The following is a 24715-nucleotide window of genomic DNA, read 5'->3' as shown; positions in this document are numbered from 1 at the left end:
ACCTCATTAATTACGGATTTAAATGAATACTATTTTATAAAGAGTGAACCTTTTGAGCTAAGTCAACTAATTTATTTGAATAACCAAATTCATTATCATACCAAGCTATTAGTTTAAAGAATTTTGAATTTAATTCTATAGATGCATCTGCATCAAATACGCTAGTTCTTTCTTCGCTTACAAAATCTTGAGATACTACGGCATCTTCTGTATAACCCATTACTCCTGCCATTGATCCATTAGCTGCTTTTTTAATAGCTGCTTTAATTTCTTCTAAAGACGTTTCTTTTGAAGTTCTAACCGTTAAATCTACAACAGAAACATCAACAGTTGGAACTCTAAATGCCATACCTGTTAATTTTCCATCTAACTCAGGAATTACTTTTCCTACTGCTTTTGCAGCACCTGTAGATGTTGGTATAATATTGTTTAAAGCACTACGACCAATACGGTAATTTTTACGAGAAGGAGCATCTACAGTATATTGAGTAGATGTTGCAGCATGAATTGTTGTCATTAACGCTTCTTCAATACCAAAGTTGTCTTCAATAATTTTAGCTAAAGGAGCTAAACAGTTAGTTGTACATGATGCATTAGATGCTATTGTATGACTAGCTGTTAATTGATCATCATTTACGCCCATTACAAACATTGGAGCATCTTTACTTGGTGCAGAAATTACTACTTTTTTAGCGCCTCCATCAATATGGTATTGAGCTGTTTCTAAAGTTGTAAAAATACCTGTACATTCAGCAACAACATCAACACCTGCTTCGTCCCATTTTAAGTTTTTAGGATCTCTTTCTGCAGTTACTCTAATTGTTTTTCCATCAACTACTAGGTTACCATCTTTTACTTCAACTTCACCATCGAATCTTCCGTGAACTGAGTCATACTTTAATAAGTAAGCTAAGTGTTCTACATCTAATAAATCGTTTATTGCTACTACATCAACGTCACTACGTTTTACAGTTGCTCTAAATACGATTCTACCAATTCTACCAAATCCGTTTATTCCTAATTTCATTTTTTTAATTTTCTACTGTTAATACTATTTATTTGTATAGACATTACTTTATATCGACATGATATCGGATACGCGTAATAATTCTAAATTTATTTTTGATTTCCCTTTTACTGCTTGGTCTAATGGTGTTAATGTCATAACATCATTTTTTAAACCAACCATACAATTTGTTCTTCCAGTGATTAAGCTTTCAACAGCTTTTACTCCCATTCTACTTGCTAAAACACGATCGAAGCACGATGGAGAACCACCACGTTGCATATGTCCAAGAACAGAAACTCGTACTTCATATTCTGTCATGTGTTCTTCAACATAGTCTTTGAGTTCGAAAACACTTTTCCCTATTTTATCACCTTCAGCAACGACTACAATACTAGAAGATTTTCCAGATTGTTTACTACGTCTTAAAGATTCTAAAAGGCGATCTAATCCAAGGTCTTCTTCCGGGATTAATATTTCTTCAGCTCCTGCTCCTACACCAACATTTAATGCAATATGCCCAGCATCTCTTCCCATTACCTCAATAAAAAATAATCGGTTATGAGAACTTGCAGTATCGCGAATTTTATCTATAACATCTACGACGGTATTTAATGCAGTATCGTATCCTAAAGTATGAGTTGTTCCGAATATATCGTTATCAATAGTTCCTGGAATACCCATAACAGGCATACCATATTCTTGGCTAAAAATCATAGCTCCTGTAAAACTACCGTCACCACCAATAACTACAAAGGCATCAATTCCAGATTTTACAAGCTGTTCGTGAGCTTTTTTTCGTCCTTCGACTGTTCTAAATTCTTTAGAACGAGCAGACTTTAAAATCGTACCTCCTTTGTTTATGATTCCTTTTACACTTCGAGCATCCATTGATTTGAAATCACCTTCAATCATACCTTCATATCCTCTGTAGATTCCAATACATTCTATATTGTGAAATGCACAGGCTCTAACAACAGAACGTATACCAGCATTCATTCCTGGAGAGTCTCCTCCAGAGGTCATTACTCCTATTTTTTTTATGGTGTGTAACATGAAAATCACATTTGTTTTAGTAAAATTAATAAACAAATACAACAATGGCTGCTGTATTTGTGATAATTTAACAGCACGCAAAAATTTCAAACGTTTTCGTTAATAACTAATTGAAGATTACGGTAAAAAGTAGAAGTTTATTTGTTTTTTTTATCCTTTTCTGATTTCACATTTATGAAATCTGGAAGTAAATCCTCTTCATCATCCTTAGGCTTTTCTTCCTTAGACTTGTCTTTCTTTTTGTTTTTTCCAGTGAAGATAATCTGGATTAATTCTTGAAACGTATCAAACTCTACATTATAGGATAAACCTACGCCTTGCGTATAACCAATTTCTTCACCAAAATTTCTAATATTGTTTTCTCTATTAAAAAATTTAGCGGTTAATGTTCCCTCTTCATTTAGAAGGACATCAATTTGTACATCTCCTGCAATTACAGTTTCACTCACGCCTCCTATTGGCACTCCAACCTTACCATTAATTAGAACTCGGTCACTAATTTTAGTACTTAATGTAAGTCCGATTTCATCGTTTGTTTCATACTCTGTAGTTTGTTGTCCAGCTTGGTAATTAACACCAATATTAATTTTATCGCTGCCATCATTACCTAAAATACTATTAAACAATGAGTTTACTCGATCTGAAATGGTTCCATAGGCGCTTTGACCCAAGTTAAACTCACTTGCAAAAGAACCGAATGATAGAACGTTAAGTGCTTGAAATTCTCTAGATTCTTTGGTTTCTAATCGGTATTCTAACTCAGATCTGATATTAGAATCCACATTAGGGAAATCAAAACTAAAGTCAGGTTCTGGCTGTTCTAATTGACCCGTGAGGTTGATCATAACTTCAACATCAATATTTCTGTTAATTGGATTGTCTAATAATACGGATGGATTTGCCTGTGTTGCATATACTGCAGATAACCCAATTTCCGCTTTTAAAGGATCGCCTTCCCATCTGATAGATCCACCAGGAACAACTTTTAATTCTTTTTGAACCAATCCACCATATGCAAAATTATAAGTTCCTTCAGAAATTTGGAAATCTCCAAACATTTGGAACTTTCCGTTGGTATTTATATCAAATAATAAATTACCATTTCCTTTACCTTGGATGGTACTTCCTGAGTTTTTATCAATTACGATTTCAATATCTGCATATGGATTTACAAATAAATTAAACTCTAATTGTAATCCTTTAAATTCATTCTTTCTTATTATTTCACCATTCTTTCTAGCGTCCTTTTCTTCAGGCGACAAAAAGTTAATATAAGAGTTGTCTCCATACGTTTCTAAATCACTTAATGGGATTTTAAAGACAGTGCCTTCAGCTGTACTTCCATTAAAAACAATTTTAAGATCATCTGTTGGGCCAATGATATCAGCTATTCCGCTTACAAAACCAGTACCATAGTAGAGCTCTTCTTCATCATACTCTGTATCTAAAACTAAGAGTCTAGAGGTTTCTATTTCCAATCCTAATTTCCAATCTGAAAAGTTTTTATGACCTATGAATCCGTTTAAATTTGCTTTTGAAAAGTACTCAGAATCTGTAATTTCTACATCTTGAAAAATGAATTTTTGTGATTCTAATTTAACGCGAGAGTCAAAATCAAAACTATAATCAACGTTTAAGTACGGAATGGTTAAACCTGCATTATCTAGTAAAAGGTCACCATTAATTTGAGGTTCTTTTAGACTACCAGTCACTTTTGCATTACCAGTAACCAAACCTCTAATATTAGTAATGACGCCTTCACCAAAAGGATCTAATGGGTTAAGAAGAAATTCATCAAAATCAACATCTAAGTTAATATTAGAGTTGTTATCACTTACATCAATTGTTCCCGTAGCTGCTAGAGACTTTAAATTGTCATTTTTAAGGCTTAAATCAACCACATAATTTGTTAGAGATTGATTCCCTGTAATATTGGCTTTAAGCTCTCCTAATTCATAGTTATTTGCTCTAAGGTCACTAATTGTAATGCTTGAATTTGGCAAATAAACACCATCTTGCTGTAAGATTTTCAAACCACCATTGACTTTTCCAGCCAATGATAAACTATCAATACGCGGTGTGATTTTTGTTAAATCTACATCAGTAAAGTTAAGATTGATATCTTTAGTTTGAGCATTATCAATCTTACCAAAAAGGGCTATTTTTTCATCGAAGTGAGTCATTAAAATATTATCAATATCAAATGAAACTAAGTTCCTATCGAAAGTAATTTTATTGGCATTATTTTTTTCTTCGTTTATTGTCCAAGTATTCTCTTTAAAAGTAATATCAGACTTTCTAAATCCAATCACAGAGTTTTGTTCTTCATTGATGGTATAAAACAAGTTGAGATCGTAGTCATCGTTATTTTGTTTCCCTCCCTTGAATTCTGATTTAATAAACAAAGTATCTCTTTGCGTCACATTAATTAAGCTAAACTCTGATACATTATAAAATCCAGTACTTAAGGAATCAATTTCAATATAGGTGTTGAATACAGGATTGCTATTATCTACTAACACAGATAAATCACTTGCAAAATAGTCTTTGAGTTTGATATGTGGTGAATTGAATGTGAGATTGAAATTCTTTTCGTTTGTTTCAATTCGACCTTTTATTGTTGTGTTTGGGCCTAGCTCTAAATCGTGATAAAAAGCTTCAACTATTTTATTGTAAACTTTAAAATTGAATTCGACAAATTGATCTGTTTCAATTTGGTGTGGTGAATAATTAGTATAAATACTTCCAATTGAATTTTCTGCAAGTTTCCCAAGATCTACAAATTTGAAGTTACCTTTCATGGTTCCTTCAATAATATCAGGAGAATTTATTTTAAGAGTTCGTTGTTTTCCTTTAAACGTTGATGTCACCTTAAAGTCTTCAAAAAAGTAGTTGTCATTCTCATTAATGTAATTGGTGTTTTTGAAATTTAAAATACCAAAGGCATCATCAACACCAGAACCTTTCATAGAAATAGTGATATTACCCTTAAATACTGAAAGACTATCTTTTTTAATAAAGTTAAGTGCTTTAAGATTCGCATAGGCTACATCTGCATTAAAATCGAAACTCATTATATCCTTAGATAAATCTGCTAAACCATTAAATTTGAATTTAAAGTTCTCGTCATTAGACTCGAGGAACCCATTAAAAACTTGATTTCCTAGCTTACCTGAAACATCAATATCCTGATAATTATAATCGTTGTATTCTATATGAAAAACGTCCCCAGAAATTTGAGTGCTTAGGTTTTCAACAGTAAATCCTTTTCCATCAACATCTAGGTCAAATGAAGTTGTTTTAACTTTTGGATCGTTGAGTAATATGCCCAAATCAAATTCATCAAAAACTACATTCCCTATATAATTAGCATTGTCAATATCATCTACATGAGTCATTTTCATATCAGATAATATAATTCCCAAATCTGTATTGATATTAATATTGGCATCGATAGTTGTATCTGTGATATATGATGTTCCTGTGATTTTAAAATTACCAAGTTTTGAAAACACACTTGGAATCGACTCTCCTAAAATATTTGGAAGCAGCGCTTTTAAATCATAATAGTTGGATGTTAGATTGTCATAGCGTCCATTCATAGAAAAATCACCTTCTGCTTTACTAAACAAGTTTTTAAAATTTAGGTCACCAAAAATTTTTGTTCTTCCACTTGCATTTAACTGAAGGTTATTTGCATTCAAATCATTTAAGGTACCTGTTAAATTCACATTTAGCATAGCCTTTTGATCGACACCAAATTCATTATAAAATGTATTTAAGTCATTTAAGGACACTTCTGAATCAGCAAAAAATGCTGTGATTTGCACTTTATCTTCAAAATCCTTAAAATCTTCACGGTTATAATCAAAACGCAACTGACCTTTTAATATTGATTTTTCGGTTTTGATACTCAAATTCTCAAAATTCATGTAGGTTAAGGTGTATTCAAAATCTGTCATTAAATTCTGAATGTGTGCACCTCTACTATCTTTAAAAGCAAGAGTATTTATGCGAGTTCTTACATCGCTACCTTCAATTACAAAGTTTGTAGCATTTATATTTAGATCGTTAAATTCTAAAACTTTATGTGTTTCTCTGTTTTCATCAATAAGTCGAAACGTACTGTCGTAAATAGAAACATCACTAGATGATAATAAGAATCCACTTTTTTCAGGTCGTGGATTATCTTCATCAAATCTGGCAACAAAAACATCAAGGTTGGTGTCTTCTTCTCCATGGTATGTTTTGATATTGAGTATTAAGTCCATAATATCAACATCACCGAAATTAAGTTTACCGTTTGAAAGATTTCCGTAATTAAGAATTGATGTATTCAATTCCTGTATAGAAATGAGAGTGTCTTTTTTGTAATCTTCAATGTAGATTTCTTTAAGTTCTACATCACCATTAAATTGAAGTCCGATCTTACCAATATTGATATTTGTACCAAACTCTTTGTTGATTTTATTAGTAGCATATTTTCCTAAAGCAGTTTGAACTGGTGGGAAAGATAATATCAGCACCAAAATGATGAACAATAGCAATATTATTGCTACTATTTTTGATAGTATTTTTAGGAATTTTTTGATACGCCTTTAAAGTTATAACTTTGACTTCAAAATTAACAATTATTGTGCCTAATTTATATTAATGAGTTCACAAAATATATATATTCTTGCTATTGAGTCTTCATGTGATGATACAGCCGCAGCAGTAATGCATAATGGTGAAATTTTAAGCAACATTGTAGCTAGCCAAAAAATACATAAAGAGTATGGCGGAGTTGTTCCAGAATTAGCCTCTAGAGCGCATCAACAGAATATTGTTCCTGTTGTTGATCAGGCACTCAAAAAAGCAAATATTGATAAGTCTCAATTAAATGCAATAGCTTTTACACGAGGACCTGGATTAATGGGTTCTTTGTTAGTAGGTACATCTTTTGCAAAATCTTTGGCTTACGGATTAGATATTCCTTTAATTGATGTGAATCATATGCAAGCCCATATTTTAGCACATTTTATTGAAGAAGCTGATTTTGTAAAACCTCCTTTTCCGTTTTTGGCCATGACCATTTCGGGAGGTCATACTCAAATAGTAAACGTTTCGTCTCATTTTGATATGAAAGTTATTGGAGAAACTATTGATGATGCTGTTGGTGAAGCTTTTGATAAGAGTGGTAAAACACTTGGTTTAGGTTATCCTGCAGGTCCGGAAATTGATAGGCGAGCAAAACTGGGTAATCCAAAAGCATTTCCGTTTACTAAGCCTAAAGTTGGTGGATTGAATTTTAGTTTTTCAGGATTGAAAACTCAAATATTATATTTTGTACAGAAACAAGTAAAAGCCAATCCTAATTTTATAGAAGAGAATTTAAATGATATCTGTGCTTCTATTCAGTACACAATTATTGGAATCTTAATTGACAAACTGAAACTAGCCACAAAAGAAACTGGTATTAATCATATTGCGATTGGTGGTGGTGTATCTGCTAATACTGGAATACGTCAAGCTTTAAAAGAAGGCGAAAACAAATTTGGATGGACGACTTACGTGCCTAAATTTGAATACACGACAGATAATGCAGCAATGATTGCTATTGTTGGTCATCTTAAATATTTAGAAGGTGATTATGCTGATCAGAGTGTGATGGCTTCTGCTAGATTAAAAATATAAACTATGGCGTTCAACGAATTACTGGCCAATAGAATACGAGAACAACTAAAATTGTTTCCAGAAGATTTTACTGAAAAGAAAATGTTTGGTGGTTTATCTTTTCTATATCAAGGAAAAATGACAGTTGGAATTGTTAAAGAGGAATTGGCAGTTCGTATTGTTTCAAATAAAATGGAAATCGAATTGGCAAAAGAAACTGTGAGACCAATGGATTTTACAAAACGGCCAATGAAGGAGTTTGTTTATGTTTCTCAAGATGGTTTTAAAACTGAAACGGAATTATTACATTATATAGAATTGGGATTAGAACATGCTAAGAGCAAATTATAATCTTATTCAAATTCTACAGAATTTAAAATCAATCCAGAAGCTGGAGCAATAAAATCCATCACTTCTGTACTTTCAGGTTTTAGAGAACTTTCAATATAATTTAAATCCACTTCTCCTCTACCCAATTTAATAAGTGTTCCCATCATTAATCGAATTTGATTACGTCCAAAACCTTTTCCTTTTACAATAAGCGTAAACGTATTCTCTGGAAAGAAATTTGCAGTAAATAAGGTGTTTTCAACCAATCGACAGCTTTCAACTTCTCTAAGATATAACCCTTTGTCTGTGGCTCTAAAACAATAAGGTTTAAAATTATGTAGACCTTCAAAAAGTTTGGCGCCTTCTTTCATTATTTCAATATCCAAATCATCTAAAATAGTAGTCATTAGTGGCGCACAAAACGGATGACATTTTTGTCCGAAAGTAAACAAATAGACATATTCTTTGATTTTTGAATGCTGAATGATATTAAATTCTGCATCAACTTCTTCAATAGCTAAAGCTCTTAAATCTTGCGGAAGATTATGATTAAATAGATCTAAAAAGGCAACTTCGTCTTCTATCTTTTCATAAATAAATAATTCGAAGGCAGATTCGTTTGCAGACACCATGGCATCTGTACGTCCTGAGCCTAAAGTCTTAAACTGTTTGCCTTCAAGAATGAAATTAAGCGTTCGATCGATCATAAGATGAATGGTTTTCAATTTTGGTTGTTTTTGCCAACCGTGAAAACGATAACCTAGGTATTGAATCTTAATTAAATAGTAATAACGCTTCTTATTAAACATACAGGCAAGAACGCAATATTATGAGTTTTTACAAAATTTTTGAAGACATACTTGTTGATTATGATGAAAGCCAAAACATGTTCTGCATTAAAAGAGAAACTGTCGCTAATTAAGTTTAACGACAGTTTCAATATCCAGTTATTTTATGATAAGCTTTTGCGTCTTTGTACTATTCTTATTTGATACTTGAATAATATAAACACCAGAACTAATTGATGACACATCAATTGTATTGGTTATGCTAGACTGCTCTAAATTTTTACTTAAAACTAATCTACCTTGAATATCATATAAATCTGTTTTAGTAGCAGCAGTAAGTATTCCTTTAATGATAATGTCTTTATGACTTTCATTTGTATAAATGATTAAATCATTAAGGTTATTATCTGTATTTAATGATAAGGTTTCAGAAGAATATCGCAAAAAGAAACGTCCTATACCAATTAAATCATTTGTTGGTGTAAATATATAATCTGAAGTATTTAGTAGCGTTAACGTGTTCTCTTGCGTGTCTTCTAAATAAACATTAACATTAGAAGGCAAAGATGAATTAGGATCTAATCCGATTGTCAATTGACCTTCTACAACTGCTTTAACTCCTAAAGGAATGACAACATCATTAAAATCACTGTATGGTAATGATTGAATAGCAATATCTAATCCTTCATTATCCTCTAAAAGAATAGTAAATACTGAAAATTCTTCTGAAACTCCTTGATATGAACCAGCATCATAACCATCATCTAAACCTCTTGTCATGCCATCTATAAAATAAATACTTGTATTGGCGTTGTTAGAAGGACTTGTTAAAATTAGTTTGCTTAATGCAAGGTTAGTATTGTTTGCAGAACGACCCATTATAAAATCGTCATCAGATCCAGTACGTCTCATTGTAGTTGTGAAATCTAGGAGTCCTCCACCAAATTGAGATTTCACAAAGAATGCTTGACCAGGAGCAATCAATTCGGTTTCCAATAGATCATCAATTGTTGCTTGATTCCAAACCGTCCAACCATTAGACACATCTCCATCATAGCCATAAATTGCTTGATAAGCACTTGCAGAATCAAATTCTGATTGGTTTAAACCAAAGAATGCATCAAAATCTAAATAACTTGGATATGGATTACCAACAAGATTCCAAGCATCTGAAATTGCATCATCAGAGATAGGAACATTTAATAAATTTGAACTTAATACTGTTCCTGTGAAAGTCAATGAGTTGCCACTATTTGTTGCAGTTCTGTAACCCGTTCCTGAGCCAATAACAGTACTAGCATTTGTGACAGTGTCATAGTTTTCAAAAGCTCCTGTAGTTGTATTATAAGGAGCGAAAGCTCTTATAGTTCCAGATGCTGGTAAATTTGGATTCGCTGTATCAAAAGCACCAAAGGTTTGTCCGGAAACTGGAGGAGAAATCAAATCGTTAGTTCCAACTGGACCAACAGCAGATGTATATCTATTGTAATTAACAGTACCAGTTAGTGTACCATTTAAAATCAAACTAGAAAATTGTTGAGATGTTGAGTTTAAGTCTACAGTAGTTGTTGTTAAGGTCACACCTATATCTACTGTCATTGAAGCACCTGCTTGAATTGAAAGGTTGTTACATTGTGTATTCGCAATTATATTAATATCTCCAGAAACAACATCAATGGTATCTAAAGCACCCGAAACTCCAGTTGGATCACTTGGTGACCATGCATTATTATACGTATAGGTTGTTGAAGCACTTGGCATTACATAAATGGCATAATCTTCTGATTGACCGTAGTATAAATTTAGAAAACAAGGAGAATCAATAGGTATAGGGCCAGTATATCCACTATCCAAATCATTAATGAGTCTAATTCTTACAAAATCATCATAAGGAATTATTGTAGGATATGTTAGAGCAATAGATGTAACACTATTAGCAGCTATTCCTCCACTTAAAAGATACTGCTGTTCTGCATCATCATCAAAATCGCCATCATCATTCCAATCTATCCAAACTCCCAATTGATTAAGATTACCTGAAACACCAACATTTAGCGTATTAGGAGTAGATGTGTCAATTTCAAATGGATATGTACAACCTCCACTCTTGTCTATGTTTCCGCCATCAATTGCTGAAACAGAAGATATAGAAGTAATACCATTTAATTCAACACTAACAATTCCCGCAGCATATGATAATACTGTATTAGTATTACAAACAGCACTTGGCGCAACAAAATTTGGAACTGGTGCAAGAAATCCTTTAGAATTCACTAGGGAAGTACCTTCCATTGCAGCTCTAACTCTTGTTTTTTGATCGTTAGTCATTAAATCTGCACACCAATAATAACTCATAATATTATTTATGGTATTATCATCAACCCAAGGGTTTCCGGTACATGCATTATTTGCAGGACAAGTACTAGTCTCTCTTTGGTGTGGTACTGTATCTGCACAACCATCACCATTGTTTCCAACATCACTATCATCTGGACATTGGTCTGAAATACCGTTATTATCAGCATCATCACCTTGAAATGTATGGTATAAATGAAAGTAATGACCAACTTCATGGCTCACAGTACTATTATCTCTTGCGAAGTTTAAAGGCCAAGATGGATTTGCATTCGTCGGATCATAACCAAAAACGCTATGCATCATTACAGAACCTTCGTAGGCATTGCCATTGAAAAAATTGGCATATCCTTGAAAACCTCCACCTCCATTATTTCCATCAATTTCAGTGACAATCCAAACATTGAAATAATCTGTTTCTGGCCAACGACTTAAATCTTTCAAGTCGTCTTCATCTGCACCAGCTCCTTGAAAGGATACACCTGATGTTAAATAACCAGTAACTCCAGAGGCATCTATTCTATTTATACCAGTAGTCGCATTACAATTAGGATCTCGTTGTGCTAGAGTAAATTCCATTTCAAAATCGAGTGGACTGGCAGGCGTTAGACCTCTATAGAAATCGTTAAGGTTATCGATACTACTTTGAATTTGAGCAGCAGAAATATTTGTACCAGCACCAACAGCTTCACCTAAATGCAGTACATGAACTACCACAGGAATAGTCAATACACCACCCATTCGATTAAACATGTCTTCTGATTCTATAAAATTCTGGATTTTATCTTCAGATTGTTCTAATTGCCGAAGGTATTCAGGGTTTTGACGACGTTTGTTTTGTTCAGAATCAAATCCACATTCCTGTGAAAAAGAGAAGAAAAAACTTAAGAAAAACAATAGGGAAATCGCAATTGATTTGAAAGTCATGGAGGAAATAGTTGATTATCCTATAAATATAAAGGAAAATATTCAACTCAAAACCAGAATTGTTTTTATTTATGATATAGATATTAAAAATTAAGACTCAAATTTAATCATGTAATAAAAACACTACATCATTGAATTTGAGTCTTTTAGAATGACAATTATGAATAGGTCTCTAAATCTCTCAATCTAATTTTACCTTCATACAAGGCGTTACCAATTATGGCACCTTCACATCCTAAATCTTCTAATATATTAATGTGATCTAATGAAGACACGACATTACCAGAGGCAATCAATTTGATGTCTTTTGATTCTTGTAAAATACGTTTATATAGTTCAAATGATGCTCCTAAAATAGGCTCATCAATCACGAGATCAGTACAAATTACATATTTGATTCCTTTACTTGTGTAAGATCTTATAAATGGAATGATATCTAAATCACTGTCTTCTTGCAAACCGTTTCCTGTAAATTTTTCATTATTACAATTTGCTCCCAACATAATTTTTATGCCACCATATTTTGAAAGCCAGCCTTCAAATGTCTCAGGATCATTAATGGCTATATTTTCACCAGAAATTTGTTTGGCTCCAGAATTAAAGGCGATATGCAAATCTTCATTTGATTTCAAACCACCAACAAAATCAATTTTCAAATTTGTTTTAGACGTGATTTGTTCTATGATTTTATAATTAACAATATGATTAGCTTTTACTCCATCCAAGTCAACCAAATGGAGATATTGCATTCCAGCTCCTTCTAATTCTCTAGCGACTTCTATAGGGTTTTCATTATACACTTTATGAGTACTGAAATCACCATTTGTAATACTAACACATTTTCCTTCCTTAATTTCTATTGTTGGTATAATTCTCATATTTCCATATAGTTTTTTAATAGCACTACTATTGTTGCGTTTCTTTTTATAAGAATTATTTAATTTTTTGGGCAGGTTGTCCAAGGACAAGCACATTGATCTTTATAATTTAACCAACCTTTAACGGTCTTTTTGCCTACCTTAAAACTTACCATTGCCCACAAGTCATTTGTTTCTATAAGGTGTACAGGTTGAATACCTTCAATTTTATGAATCCTATTGGATTCAGTTGTTGGTCCATCATAAAGATATACTATATGGTTTTCCTCAAAAACATCAACTGAGATTAAAAAATTTGAAGTTTTAACCCAAAGATTTTCATAACCATAGTTTTTGTACGCATTTGGTAATCTTTGAATATTCTTGATTTTAAACCATCCATATTCATTAGCTATAATGGCAATTTTGTACCAAGAAGTTTCTGCTTCTATATTGTTTAGTGTATCAACAATATTTCCATTTATATTATCATAGATATACAATGGTTGTTTTGTGTCTTTATTGTAATAAGCTTCGACTAAATTCCTATAATGAATTTTATCTCCTTCCTGTGCGAAAAGATTTAAACTACAAAATAAAAGAATTAGAAGAGACGACTTCACAAAATCTCTATTGGTTACCTAAAATAATTGGCATCCCAGAATCTCCAGAACCTATTACAATCACTTTGCTATTTGGTGATTCTGATAATTTCACAGTAGCTTCAATACCTTTGTCTTGAAGTATTTTATCTGTTAATGATGCACTTAAAATTCTATTTGATTCTGCCTTACCTTTTGCTTCAATAATAACTTTCTCAGCTTCTTTTCTTGCACTTTCAAGTCTAAATTCATACTCTAAAGATTCTTGCTCTTGCTTTAATTTACGCTCAATAGCTTCTTTAATTGTTGGAGGTAAAGTTACATCTCTTACTAATACCTCATTTAATTGAACATATTGCTTATCAAGTATTTTCTTGGTTTCTTCATAAATTTCAACTTGAATAGCGTCACGTTTAGTTGAATACAAATCGTCTGGCGTATAGCGTCCAATAACACTTCTTGCTGCACTACGAATTGCAGGTTGAATTACACGCTGCAAATAGCCTTGCCCTAAAGATTGATGCAAATTACCTAACTGATCATAAACCGGCTCGTACCACGCTGAAGCATCAATTTGAATTTCCAAACCGTTTGAAGATAATACCTTCATTTTTTCAAAAAGCTCTTGCTGACGTACTTCATAAACATAAACTTTGTTCCATGGTGCAACAATATGAAAACCTTCACCCATTGGTGGCTCATCTGTAACAACACCGTTTCCAAAAGTTTCAAAAAGAACTCCTGCTTCTCCAGAGTCTATAGTGACTGCCGATTTAAACAGTGTAATTAATAAAACAACAACAATAACTAAGGCAAATATGCCTCCTTTTGGTAATTTTTCCATGATTTTATTTTTTTAAATTAGTCCGTTATATTTTCTAATGAACCACTCAGCTGCTAGACTTAATGCAATGAGTGCGAGAAGGTATTTCCAATCTATCAAAGGTACGACTTTTTTACTGCTTTTTTGAACGGTTGCGAATCTAGAATCGTTTAATAAATCGTTTATTATTGTATTTGTATTGTCGATAAAATAAGACCTTCCTTCACTGTTAGTAGCTAAACTTTGTAGTTTTGTTACATTAGCATTTAAGAATTGTTGTTCTACGTTGTAATCCAGTATTTTAAGTTCTCCAGTTTTGGAAATGTTTCCGTTAGAAGTGCTCACTACGAAATTATATTCACCAGCTTCCAATCCGCTTAGGTCAACTTGATAATTCGTATTTTTTAATACAAATGGAAATGTTTTAGTATCCTCAGTAAGTTTATTTTTCAGAACAATATTGATAGTGGCATTTGCATCAAACTCATAGTTTTTGTTAAAGTATTGTGCTGTGATTTTTACATTATCATTACCATTATAGAACGGGTCATAATTAACATTTAACCTTGATCGTCTTTGCTTAGAACTTAAATACTGAACTAGTTTTCCAATAAAATTGTCAAAATTATTAAATGACTTTTCGTCTAAATAACTCTGTGCTCTCCATCTCCAAATACCTTCTCCTAAAATTAAGGCTTCTCTTTTTTCATTAATTTCTAAAGTCGCTATAAGTGGTTCTTCTAATTGTGTACCATTAACAGTTTTAAAAAGAATGGTTTCAAAAGGAACGGTAAATATGGTTTCACCAAATTCAGATTGTAATGGAGGAAACTCATCAAAATTTAAATCGTCAATTATAAACGTGCTATAGTTTTGATTAACTGTTGGCTGAAAGCTTTCTGTTTGATTCGTGAGTTGCTGACTGTAATTATTTTGTAATTGATTTAAAAGAGACCAATTGGTTTTGGTTCCAGTTATTACTATTTTATTGAGCTTTAATCTGTCAATTTCTTTAAACAAAGACCTAAAGTTATTAGTAGGTTGATACGCTATAACTAATTGAAAGTCTTCAGATTGTTTCAAAAAATCTAAAGAATTTAAAATCACTGCTTTTCGTTGTTCATTGCTTTCAATCGACTTTTTTAAAGCACCCAAATCGGGATGAATAATATCTGATACAATAGCTACATTAGTCTTCTGATCTATGACTTCTACAGCAAAATTCTTAATGTTATTGACTGTGTTTTTTTCATTAGTTAAAGGAATAATTTCAGCTTTATAACTACCAACACCTACTCGATTTGCTGGCAAGTTTAAATTAACTATTTGTGACGATTGAGTTTTACTAAAACTAATGGGTTGAGAAAAAACAGTTGTATTTCCAGAGACTATTCTTAGCTGAGAATTCACAGCGTTATTTCCATTATAGGTTGCTATAATTTCAACAGGAAATTTATTTTTTAAATAGGCATATCTATTTACGTTGAGCTGTTGAATTTTTATATCAGTATATGTTGTTGTATCTCCTAATATAACTGGGAATATTGCTTGTTTATAACGTTTTGTCATAAACTCATAATCATAACCATAAGTTTGATTTCCGTCGGTTATAAGTAAGGTTGGAGAGACAGAACTATTATAAACTTCAGATAAACGATCAAATACTTGAGCAATATTTGATTGCTGCTCATTAAAGTTTAGAGAATCACTTGGGTTAACTGACTTTCCGAATGTATAGAACTCAAGATTAAAGTTTTCTTTGAGTTGCTCATTTTGCTTAATGATCTCAATAAGATCAGAAGTGTTTTGTGATTGATTGAGATAGCTAATAGATTCTGAATTGTCTACTGCAACAATTAAATTTGGCTTTTCATCGTAAAATGAAATCTTATCAAATTTCGGATTGATTAAAAGTAATAAAACCGAAAAGATGCTTACAAATCTTAAAAACGCAAGAAACCAATAGATTTTAGTTGTTTTTTTTGATTTGAAGATATACTGAAAAAGCGCTAATACTAGCGCTAATATTCCAGATATAATGATATATGTAAGTGTGTCTGTTTGCAATTATTGTTTACTAAATTAAGTTAACATTCCTCCATCAACATTAAGTGTTTGACCAGTAACATAAGCACTCATGTCGCTAGCTAAAAACACACAAGCATTTGCAATGTCTTCAGGAGTTCCTCCACGTTTTAAAGGAATTGCATTACGCCATCCTTTTACAGTTTCTTCGTCAAGTTTTGCTGTCATTTCAGTCTCAATAAAACCTGGAGCGATCACGTTACTTCTTATATTTCTAGAACCTAATTCTAAAGCTACAGATTTTGAAAAACCAATGATTCCTGCTTTTGAAGCTGCATAATTAGTTTGACCAGCATTCCCTTTAACACCAACAACAGAACTCATATTGATTATTGAACCTTTACGTTGCTTTAACATGGTACGTAGAACAGCTTTAGTCATATTAAATACTGACTTTAAGTTAACTTCAATCACTTTATCGAAATCGTCTTCTCCCATTCGCATTAACAAATTGTCTTTAGTGATTCCTGCGTTGTTTACTAAAATATCAATACTGCCAAATTCGGCTAGTACATCTTCAGCTAGTTTTTGAGAATCTTCAAAATTCGCTGCATTACTTTGGTAACCTTTAGCTTTTATTCCTAAAGCATTTAATTCTTTTTCTAATGCGTTTGCTGCTTCTACCGAAGAGCTATATGTGAATGCTACGTTTGCACCTTGTTGAGCAAAAACTTCAGCTATTCCTCTTCCTATTCCTCGGCTTGCGCCAGTTATAATTGCTGTTTTTCCTTCTAATAATTTCATGGATGATTGTGTTAATATAGTTGGTTTTCAAATATAGCAAATTGAACTTGCATCAAATAAAAAAAGCTCAAATTTTATAATTTAATTATGAGGATTAAAAATTGATTTTATTTGATTGACATCTGCTAATAATCTTATCTGTAATTTTGTGAATTCATGAATTTAACTGATACACAATTACAACGTTTATATCAAGGTTTTTTGAAGACTCCATTACTATGGAATTCAAGCCCTGTATTTGGATTAAATCAACTCCAAACTCATGAGGACACCTCCATGTTTAAAAGACAATTACATAAGCGATTTCGCCTTGGCCAACTTGCCGAACAATTTGTATTCAGCCAATTAGAACAATTAAAGGATTGTAAAATTTTGGCTGAAAATATGCAAATACAAAAAGAAAGACAAACCCTTGGAGAACTTGATGCTTTAATTGAATTAGATAAAACACCTATTCATCTTGAAATCATTTATAAATTCTATTTGTATGATGAGACTTTGGGCTCTACTGAAATAGAACATTGGGTTGGTCCGAATAGAAACGATAGCTTAATTGAAAAAATAACAAAACTCAAAAACAAGCAGCTGCCACTGCTCTATTCTTCTGAATGTAAATCAACTTTGGATGAACTCGGTTTAAATTCTGAAATAATACAACAGCGTGTCTTGTTTAAAGCACAATTGTTTATTCCTTATCAGAAAACTGTTACTTGCAGCCAATTAAACGAGAACTGTATTAAGGGGTTTTACATTAACAAACGTCAACTAGAAGAGTTCAGAGCTTGTGAATTCTATGTTCCTTCAAAACTAGATTGGTTTGTGGATGTTGATGATTTAGTACATTGGTTAGACTTAGAAACATTCAAAAATGAAGCTAACGGGTTCTTAGAACAATCTAAATCACCTATATTTTGGATCAAAAAGCCAGATGGTACTTTATTAAAATGTTTTTTAGTTTGGTGGTAATACATAAAAATTCAATCTTTGTTTAGTACTAAATCACTATTATGAAAGCTCTTAAATTTGTATTACTTTCCTTTTTATTTGTGTTGATTTCTTCCTGCGGATCTGATGACTCTGAAGATGAAGAAGAATGTACGAAAGTTATTATAGTTCAACCTCAACAAGTTGTAACTGGTCCTTCAGGAACGACAGTTATTCCTGAGTTGACTCAAGAAGTCTCTTGTGATTTTGACGAAGGTGTTCCACTTGTGGGCACCAATGTTAATCCATTAGAAAACTTTACTTATCAAATCCTTTCTTTTTCATTTATACCTGACACAGGAAATAATACACGACGGATTGAATTTGATATACAATTAAACAACCCAAATAACTTTATAGCTGAAGGCATTCCAATACTTACAATTAGCACAGATGGATTCATTACTGCTAGTGGTGGACTTGCTAATTTCGCAACTATCCCTTGTTACACTATTGATGCTAATTCAAATTGTATCTACACTGTTGATATCGAGGAATCGCTGGATGTTGGAATAATTAGTGAGTTTACAATAATTGATGTTGATTATTGGCTTACTACTGAGTAAATCAAAAAGGTTCAAGTAAATGAAAGTCTGTATTGCGGAAAAACCTAGTGTTGCCAGAGAAATTGCCCAAGTACTTGGAGCCAATTCAAAACGTGATGGCTATTACGAAGGAAACGGTTACGCAGTGACCTATACTTTTGGTCATTTATGTACCTTGATGGAACCAAACGATTATAAGTCTTATTGGAAAAGTTGGGATTTAAACAATTTACCAATGCTTCCAGAGAAATTTAAAACGAAGGTGGTTAGTAATTCTGGAATTAAAAAGCAATTCAATATTGTAAAGTCTCTATTTGATAAAGCAGAATTGGTTATAAACTGTGGTGATGCTGGACAAGAGGGAGAACTGATTCAACGTTGGGTTTTAGATCAAGCTAATTATAAAGGTAAAGTTCAACGGCTTTGGATTTCTTCATTAACTACTGAAGCCATTAAAGAAGGTTTTGAAAACCTGAAGGATTCTAAATTATATGACAATCTCTTTTACGCAGGCTTTTCTCGTGCTATTGGAGATTGGTTATTAGGAATGAATGCTACACGTTTGTATACTGTTAAACATGGTGGCTATAAACAAGTGCTTTCTGTTGGTCGTGTGCAAACACCAACCTTGGCTATGGTTGTTAACCGATTTAAAGACATTGAAAACTTTAAACCTCAGCCTTATTGGGAATTACAAACCTTGTATCGTGATATACTTTTTGCTTACGAAGATGGGCGTTTTTTAAAGATGGAAGATGGTGAAGTTTTAGCTAATAAAGTAAAAGAATCTGATTTTGAAATTGTTTCCACTACTAAAAAGAAAGGAAAAGAATACGCTCCAAAATTGTTTGATTTAACAGGATTGCAAGTGTATTGTAATACCAAGTTTGGGTTTTCAGCAGATGAAACCTTAAAAATTGTTCAGAAGCTATACGAGCAAAAAGCAGTTACCTATCCTAGAGTTGATACGACGTTTTTACCAAATGATGTATATCCGAAAGTTCAAGGGATACTTCAGAAACTGACTAATTATTCTGAATTAACTCATCCTCTATTAGGTAAAAAAATAAAGAAATCGGCTAAAGTTTTTAATGACAAAAAAGTCACTGATCACCACGCCATTATTCCGACTGGAATTCAAATTAATTTACAATACAATCAGCAACAGGTTTATGACATAATTGTCAAACGCTTTATTGCTGTATTCTATCCAGATTGTGACGTTTCAAACACAACGGTTATTGGAAAAGCAGATGATGTTAATTTTAAAACTACTGGAAAAGAGATTCTAAAGGAAGGCTGGAAAGTAGTCTTTAAATTCGGAAAAGAAACGTCTTCAATTCTAACTGATAAAGACGCATTGCCAACATTTGAAAAAGGAGAAAAAGGGCCACATGAACCATCATTTTTAGAAAAACAAACGAAGCCTCCTAATCAATTTACTGAAGCCTCTCTTCTACGTGCTATGGAAACAGCAGGTAAACAAATAGATGATGACGAACTTCGAGATTTGATGAAAGAAAATGGTATTGGTCGTCCATCAACACGCGCAAATATTATTGAGACCTTGTTTAAGCGTCAGTATATAAAACGTAATAAAAAGCAATTAATTCCAACCGTTACAGGTATTGCTTTAATTGATACGATTCAAAGTGAATTGTTAAAATCAGCTGAGCTTACCGGACTTTGGGAAAAGCAACTTAAGGATATTGAAAAAGGAGAATATAGTGCAAGTTTGTTTATACAGAATATGAAGAAAATGGTGGATGAATTAGTGTATGAAGTCCGAAGTGAAACAAAACGTGCTAATATATCTCAAGCAACTGTAGTAAAACAACGTGAAGTTAAAGCGAAACAAACTAAAACTGTTGGAATCACTACTGAAGGTTGTCCGAAATGTAAAAAAGGAAAACTTCTTAAAGGTAAGTCGGCTTATGGTTGTAGTCAGTTTAAATTAGGTTGTGATTTTGTAATTCCTTTTAAAGTCTTCGGAAAAAAGATTTCAGAAAAGCAATTTGTTCGTTTATTGCAAAAAGGATCTACAGTAAACCTCAAAGGCTTTGCTTCTGATAATGGAATTAAAGAAGGACTTATTCGTTTTGATGAGAGTTTTAAATTGATTTTAGAACCTAAGAAACAGGCAGCTAAAGTTTCCGAAGCTAAGACTAGTGATACTATTAAATGTCCGAAATGTCAAACCGGAACCATAATAAAAGGTAAAACAGCTTATGGCTGTAGTGATTATAGATCTGGATGTGATTTTAAAATGTCTTTTGATAGTATTCGAGAGAAAGCAAAGGATAAGCAACTCACTAAAGATCTAGTCTATTCCATTATAAAAGGTGATATCTAACTATGAAACATCATCATTTTAAACTCTTTAAACCTTATGGGTATTTAAGTCAGTTTCAAACTAATGCCAGACACGAAGTCAATAAGAAATTCTTAGGAGAATTATACGATTTTCCTGAAGGAACTATGGCTATTGGTCGTTTGGATAAGGACTCAGAAGGGTTGCTATTGCTTACTACAGACGGAAAAGTTAGTTATGAAATTACTAGTTCGAAAACAGATAAAGAATACTATGTTCAAGTTGATGGTGAAATCACAAATGAAGCCATTACACTATTGGAACAAGGGGTTGTAATTAGTCACCAAAGTGAAACGTATACGACTAAACCTTGCAAAGTGTTTCAACTAAATGAAATTCCTGATTTTCCAGAAAGAGTAAAGAAAATTCGTGACGAGCGTCATGGTAAAACAACTTGGATTTCTATTACTATTAATGAGGGCAAATTTAGACAGGTCCGTAAAATGACTGCTCAAGTAGGGTTCCCTACTTTACGATTAGTGCGAATTCGTGTTGGAACGATTTCTTTAAAGGGATTAGAAATGGGAGAAGTTAAAGAGCTTGATGATGTGACATAAAAAAGCCAATGATAAATCACTGGCTTTCATTTATATATAATTGAGTAATAGCTTAAACAAGTTTTACGCGAACCGCGTTCATACCACGCTGTCCCTTTTCTAATTCAAATTGTACTTTGTCGTTTTCTTGAATTTCATCAATTAAACCACTGACGTGACAGAAGTATTTTTCTTGATCTTCGGTATCTATGATGAAACCAAAACCTTTAGAGTTATCAAAGAATGATACTTTTCCTTTTCTAATTGGATCGTAAGCTTCTTCATCACCTTCTTCTTTCTTAGGTATACCAATGACAATATTTTTGGCCTTCACTTTAATTTTTTCAGATGGATCAGGAGGAGTATCTGTTAAATTCCCAAACTGATCTACGTAAGCAAACGGAATGCTTTCAGCACCTCCATTCCCGTCTTTTTCTAACTTACGCGCTTCCATCTTTTTGCGTTTGTCTTCGCGCTTTTTTAAACGTTTTTTTTCTTTTTCACTTTTGTTGAAGGTCTGTTGCGACTTTGCCATTCTTTACTCTTAATTGTTTTTATAATTCTACTGTACAATACAGCAGGAATGGTAAAGATAGAGGTAATAATTGAATTTTTAAAACAATATTAGAATTAGTTAATCAAAAGTTAAAAACTATCATTTTAATAGTAATACTATTAAATTTGCGTGTAATTTATAATAAAATGAAACATTTACTATCAAACTTAAAGATTGACATCAACGATAAAATCTATTTAAAAGATCCAGAATCATCAGACCTTGGCAAGAGAATTATTGAACATAGTATAAAACTTATTGATGAAATAGGCTTTGACAGCTTTACTTTTAAAAAATTAGGCGTCATTATTGGATCTAATGAAAGCTCTATTTATCGCTACTTCGATGGAAAGCATAAACTTCTACTCTATTTAACATCATGGTATTGGGCTTGGTTAGAATATCAATTAGTGTTTTCTACAGCCAACTTGTCTAACTCTGCTGAAAAGTTAGATAAAGCCATTGATATTTTAACAAGGACTATCGAGGCTGATTCTACTTTTGTTCATATTGATGAAGTTATTTTAAGTCGTGTTGTGATAAACGAGTATTCAAAATCGTATTTAACTAAAGAAGTTGATGAAGAAAATAAAGACGGTTATTTTTCAATTTATAAACGACTAGTAACCAGATTACACGATATGATTATTGAAGTTAATGGCAATTATAAGTTCCCACATAGCTTAGCGAGCACAGTATTGGAAGGTGCATTACATCAACACTTTTTAAAAGATCATTTTAAATCACTTACAGATTGTGACAATACAGTACAACCTTCAGATTATTTCAAACATTTAGTCTTTAACGCCTTAGATATTAATAAATGACCAAAACCATATTAACAGCTTGGCAACGCTTAATAGGCTTATTAAAATTAGACCGTAAAGATATTAAGCAAGTATTCTATTATGCCATTTTTGCTGGAGTAGTCAACCTTTCACTTCCTCTCGGAATTCAAGCAATCATTAATTTAATACAAGGAGCTCAGATTAGTAGTTCTTGGGTCGTACTAGTAACATTGGTGACTTTAGGAGTTGCGTTTGTTGGATTATTACAACTGATGCAAATGAGAATCATCGAGAATGTTCAACAAAAGATATTTACGAGATCATCTTTCGAATTCGCTTATCGTTTTCCTAAAATAAAAATGAGTGAATTAAGGTATTATTATCCGCCAGAATTAGCCAATCGTTTTTTTGACACCTTAACTGTACAAAAAGGATTGTCCAAAATTCTTGTCGATTTCCCTGCAGCTATACTCCAAATTATTTTCGGATTAATGCTACTATCATTCTATCATCCGTTTTTCATCATCTACGGAATATTGCTTCTCTTGCTCATATATGTTGTGTTCAAATTTTCTGCACAACGTGGATTAGACACAAGTTTAGATGAGTCAAAGCAAAAATATAAAGTAGCACATTGGTTACAAGAAGTTGCACGCTCGATTTTGAGCTTTAAACTTTCTGGCAAAACAAATTTGGCTCTCAATAAAAATGACAATTTAGTTTCAGACTATTTAGATGCTAGAGAAAGTCACTTTAAAGTTTTAATTCAGCAATTCATTAAACTAATTGGTTTTAAAATCCTTGTTACTGCTGGATTACTTGTCATTGGAGGGTTTTTAGTATTGAATCAACAAATGAATATTGGACAATTTGTTGCTGCGGAAATAATCATCCTTTTGGTTATAAGCTCGGTAGAAAAACTAATTCTAGGATTGGAGTCTTTTTATGATGTGCTCACCTCTATCGAAAAATTAGGACAAGTAGTCGATAAAGAATTAGAATCGCAAGAAGGAGATGCTGTCTGTTCTGAAAATAGAACTATTAAAATAGAGCTTGAAAAAGTAAGCTATAGTGTGCCTAAAAAAATAGGTTCTATTCTAGAGGACATATCCTTAACTATTGAGCCAAAAGATAGAATTCTTATTCATGGTTCTCATGGTTCTGGAAAATCAACACTATTAAAGCTTATTGCTGGTATAAATGCACCATCTAAAGGCGGTATTTATATAAATGATATTTCACTTAGCGGAATTAAACTCAATGATTACAGAGGACTTGTAGGACAGTCTCTACCAGAAGAATCGCCTTTTGAAGGCACCATAAGAGAGAATCTAACTTTTGGTGACCCTTCTATAACAGATGACGAAATAAACTCTGTTTTAAAGAAAACAATGCTAGTGGGTTTTGTGAAGTCACAGCCTAGCGGATTGAGAACTATATTATATCCTGAAGGTCAACGATTATCATCAACAGTTTCAAAAAAGATTGTTTTGGCTAGAAGTATTTTAAAGAAGCCTAAATTATTATTACTTAAAGATCCTTTAGAGCAGTTTGAATCACATGAAGCTAAAAGCATCATGGAATTTTTAACAGACAAAAACAACCCATGGTCTTTAGTGGTTGTAAGCTACAACATGGATTGGAAATCAAAATGCACAAGAGTTATCAATTTGGCAGAAGGTAAACTAATATTAAACTCATAAGTCT

General features: G+C 32.5%; 19 protein-coding genes. 8 read left to right on the top strand and 11 right to left on the bottom strand.

Annotation, left to right across the window (positions count from 1 at the left end; all coding sequences use genetic code 11):
- Window positions 1–34 precede the first annotated feature (34 nt).
- The 3 genes from gap to RH81_RS04565 all read right to left on the bottom strand — a co-directional run bounded on the left by gap (window position 35) and on the right by RH81_RS04565 (window position 6603).
- Complete coding sequence (gap, locus tag RH81_RS04575; protein WP_033958375.1) at window positions 35–1027, bottom strand: type I glyceraldehyde-3-phosphate dehydrogenase; 993 nt, start codon at window positions 1025–1027, stop codon at window positions 35–37.
- A 48-nt stretch (window positions 1028–1075) separates the two neighbouring features.
- Window positions 1076–2062 carry a 6-phosphofructokinase gene (gene pfkA, locus RH81_RS04570; RefSeq protein WP_033958373.1) on the bottom strand — a complete coding sequence of 329 codons (987 nt, stop codon included), beginning with the start codon at window positions 2060–2062 and terminating at the stop codon, window positions 1076–1078.
- A 137-nt stretch (window positions 2063–2199) separates the two neighbouring features.
- The gene (locus RH81_RS04565; RefSeq protein WP_241478954.1) at window positions 2200–6603 is read right to left on the bottom strand and encodes a translocation/assembly module TamB domain-containing protein; all 4404 of its coding nucleotides are present in this window, start codon (window positions 6601–6603) and stop codon (window positions 2200–2202) included.
- A gap of 112 nt (window positions 6604–6715) precedes the next feature.
- On the opposite strand from RH81_RS04565, the gene tsaD reads away from it, so the two are divergent.
- Window positions 6716–7738 (top strand): tRNA (adenosine(37)-N6)-threonylcarbamoyltransferase complex transferase subunit TsaD, encoded by a 1023-nt coding sequence (tsaD, locus tag RH81_RS04560; protein WP_033958368.1) that lies wholly within the window; start codon window positions 6716–6718, stop codon window positions 7736–7738.
- Between the two features lie 3 nt (window positions 7739–7741).
- Window positions 7742–8068, top strand: a complete 327-nt coding sequence (locus RH81_RS04555; protein ID WP_033958366.1) for a TfoX/Sxy family protein — start codon at window positions 7742–7744, stop codon at window positions 8066–8068.
- Between the two features lie 2 nt (window positions 8069–8070).
- On the opposite strand, the gene RH81_RS04550 is transcribed toward RH81_RS04555, so the two are convergent.
- The 7 genes from RH81_RS04550 to fabG form a co-directional block, all read right to left on the bottom strand.
- On the bottom strand, window positions 8071–8856 hold the full coding sequence (locus RH81_RS04550) for a tRNA pseudouridine synthase A (protein ID WP_033958363.1): 786 nt from the start codon (window positions 8854–8856) through the stop codon (window positions 8071–8073).
- A gap of 138 nt (window positions 8857–8994) precedes the next feature.
- A complete protein-coding gene (locus RH81_RS04545) occupies window positions 8995–12117 on the bottom strand; it encodes a zinc-dependent metalloprotease (RefSeq protein WP_033958360.1) in 3123 nt (1040 codons plus the stop codon).
- 158 nt (window positions 12118–12275) lie between these two features.
- A complete protein-coding gene (locus RH81_RS04540; RefSeq protein ID WP_033958726.1) occupies window positions 12276–12995 on the bottom strand; it encodes a 1-(5-phosphoribosyl)-5-[(5-phosphoribosylamino)methylideneamino]imidazole-4-carboxamide isomerase in 720 nt (239 codons plus the stop codon).
- Window positions 12996–13054: 59 nt separating this feature from the next.
- Complete coding sequence (locus tag RH81_RS04535; protein WP_033958358.1) at window positions 13055–13597, bottom strand: hypothetical protein; 543 nt, start codon at window positions 13595–13597, stop codon at window positions 13055–13057.
- 7 nt (window positions 13598–13604) lie between these two features.
- Window positions 13605–14420: a prohibitin family protein gene (locus tag RH81_RS04530; RefSeq protein ID WP_033958356.1), complete on the bottom strand. Its 816-nt coding sequence runs from the start codon at window positions 14418–14420 to the stop codon at window positions 13605–13607.
- Window positions 14421–14432: 12 nt separating this feature from the next.
- On the bottom strand, window positions 14433–16466 hold the full coding sequence (locus RH81_RS04525) for a hypothetical protein (RefSeq protein WP_033958354.1): 2034 nt from the start codon (window positions 16464–16466) through the stop codon (window positions 14433–14435).
- Between the two features lie 15 nt (window positions 16467–16481).
- Window positions 16482–17228, bottom strand: coding sequence for a 3-oxoacyl-[acyl-carrier-protein] reductase (gene fabG, locus RH81_RS04520; RefSeq protein ID WP_033958352.1), 747 nt, complete (start codon window positions 17226–17228; stop codon window positions 16482–16484).
- 156 nt (window positions 17229–17384) lie between these two features.
- On the opposite strand from fabG, the gene RH81_RS04515 reads away from it, so the two are divergent.
- Genes RH81_RS04515 through RH81_RS04500 form a run of 4 tightly spaced genes read left to right on the top strand, consistent with a single transcriptional unit; the run spans window position 17385 to window position 21685 of the window.
- A complete protein-coding gene (locus RH81_RS04515) occupies window positions 17385–18194 on the top strand; it encodes a DUF1853 family protein (RefSeq protein ID WP_033958349.1) in 810 nt (269 codons plus the stop codon).
- A gap of 41 nt (window positions 18195–18235) precedes the next feature.
- Window positions 18236–18778, top strand: a complete 543-nt coding sequence (locus tag RH81_RS04510; RefSeq protein ID WP_033958346.1) for a hypothetical protein — start codon at window positions 18236–18238, stop codon at window positions 18776–18778.
- A 19-nt stretch (window positions 18779–18797) separates the two neighbouring features.
- On the top strand, window positions 18798–21110 hold the full coding sequence (locus RH81_RS04505; RefSeq protein WP_033958343.1) for a type IA DNA topoisomerase: 2313 nt from the start codon (window positions 18798–18800) through the stop codon (window positions 21108–21110).
- 2 nt (window positions 21111–21112) lie between these two features.
- Complete coding sequence (locus tag RH81_RS04500) at window positions 21113–21685, top strand: pseudouridine synthase (RefSeq protein ID WP_033958341.1); 573 nt, start codon at window positions 21113–21115, stop codon at window positions 21683–21685.
- Between the two features lie 52 nt (window positions 21686–21737).
- On the opposite strand, the gene RH81_RS04495 is transcribed toward RH81_RS04500, so the two are convergent.
- Entirely contained in the window at window positions 21738–22199 is a 462-nt protein-coding gene (locus RH81_RS04495) for a cold-shock protein (RefSeq protein WP_033958339.1), read from the bottom strand.
- A gap of 167 nt (window positions 22200–22366) precedes the next feature.
- On the opposite strand from RH81_RS04495, the gene RH81_RS04490 reads away from it, so the two are divergent.
- Window positions 22367–23047 (top strand): TetR/AcrR family transcriptional regulator, encoded by a 681-nt coding sequence (locus RH81_RS04490; protein WP_033958337.1) that lies wholly within the window; start codon window positions 22367–22369, stop codon window positions 23045–23047.
- A complete protein-coding gene (locus tag RH81_RS04485) occupies window positions 23044–24711 on the top strand; it encodes a peptidase domain-containing ABC transporter (RefSeq protein ID WP_033958335.1) in 1668 nt (555 codons plus the stop codon). The genes RH81_RS04490 and RH81_RS04485 overlap by 4 nt, the downstream gene beginning before the upstream one ends.
- Window positions 24712–24715: the final 4 nt, after the last annotated feature.

It is taken from the genome of Psychroserpens jangbogonensis (assembly GCF_000797465.1).
Taxonomy (GTDB): Bacteria; Bacteroidota; Bacteroidia; order Flavobacteriales; family Flavobacteriaceae; genus Psychroserpens; species Psychroserpens jangbogonensis.
This window is presented reverse-complemented; position numbering and strand designations above follow the sequence as displayed.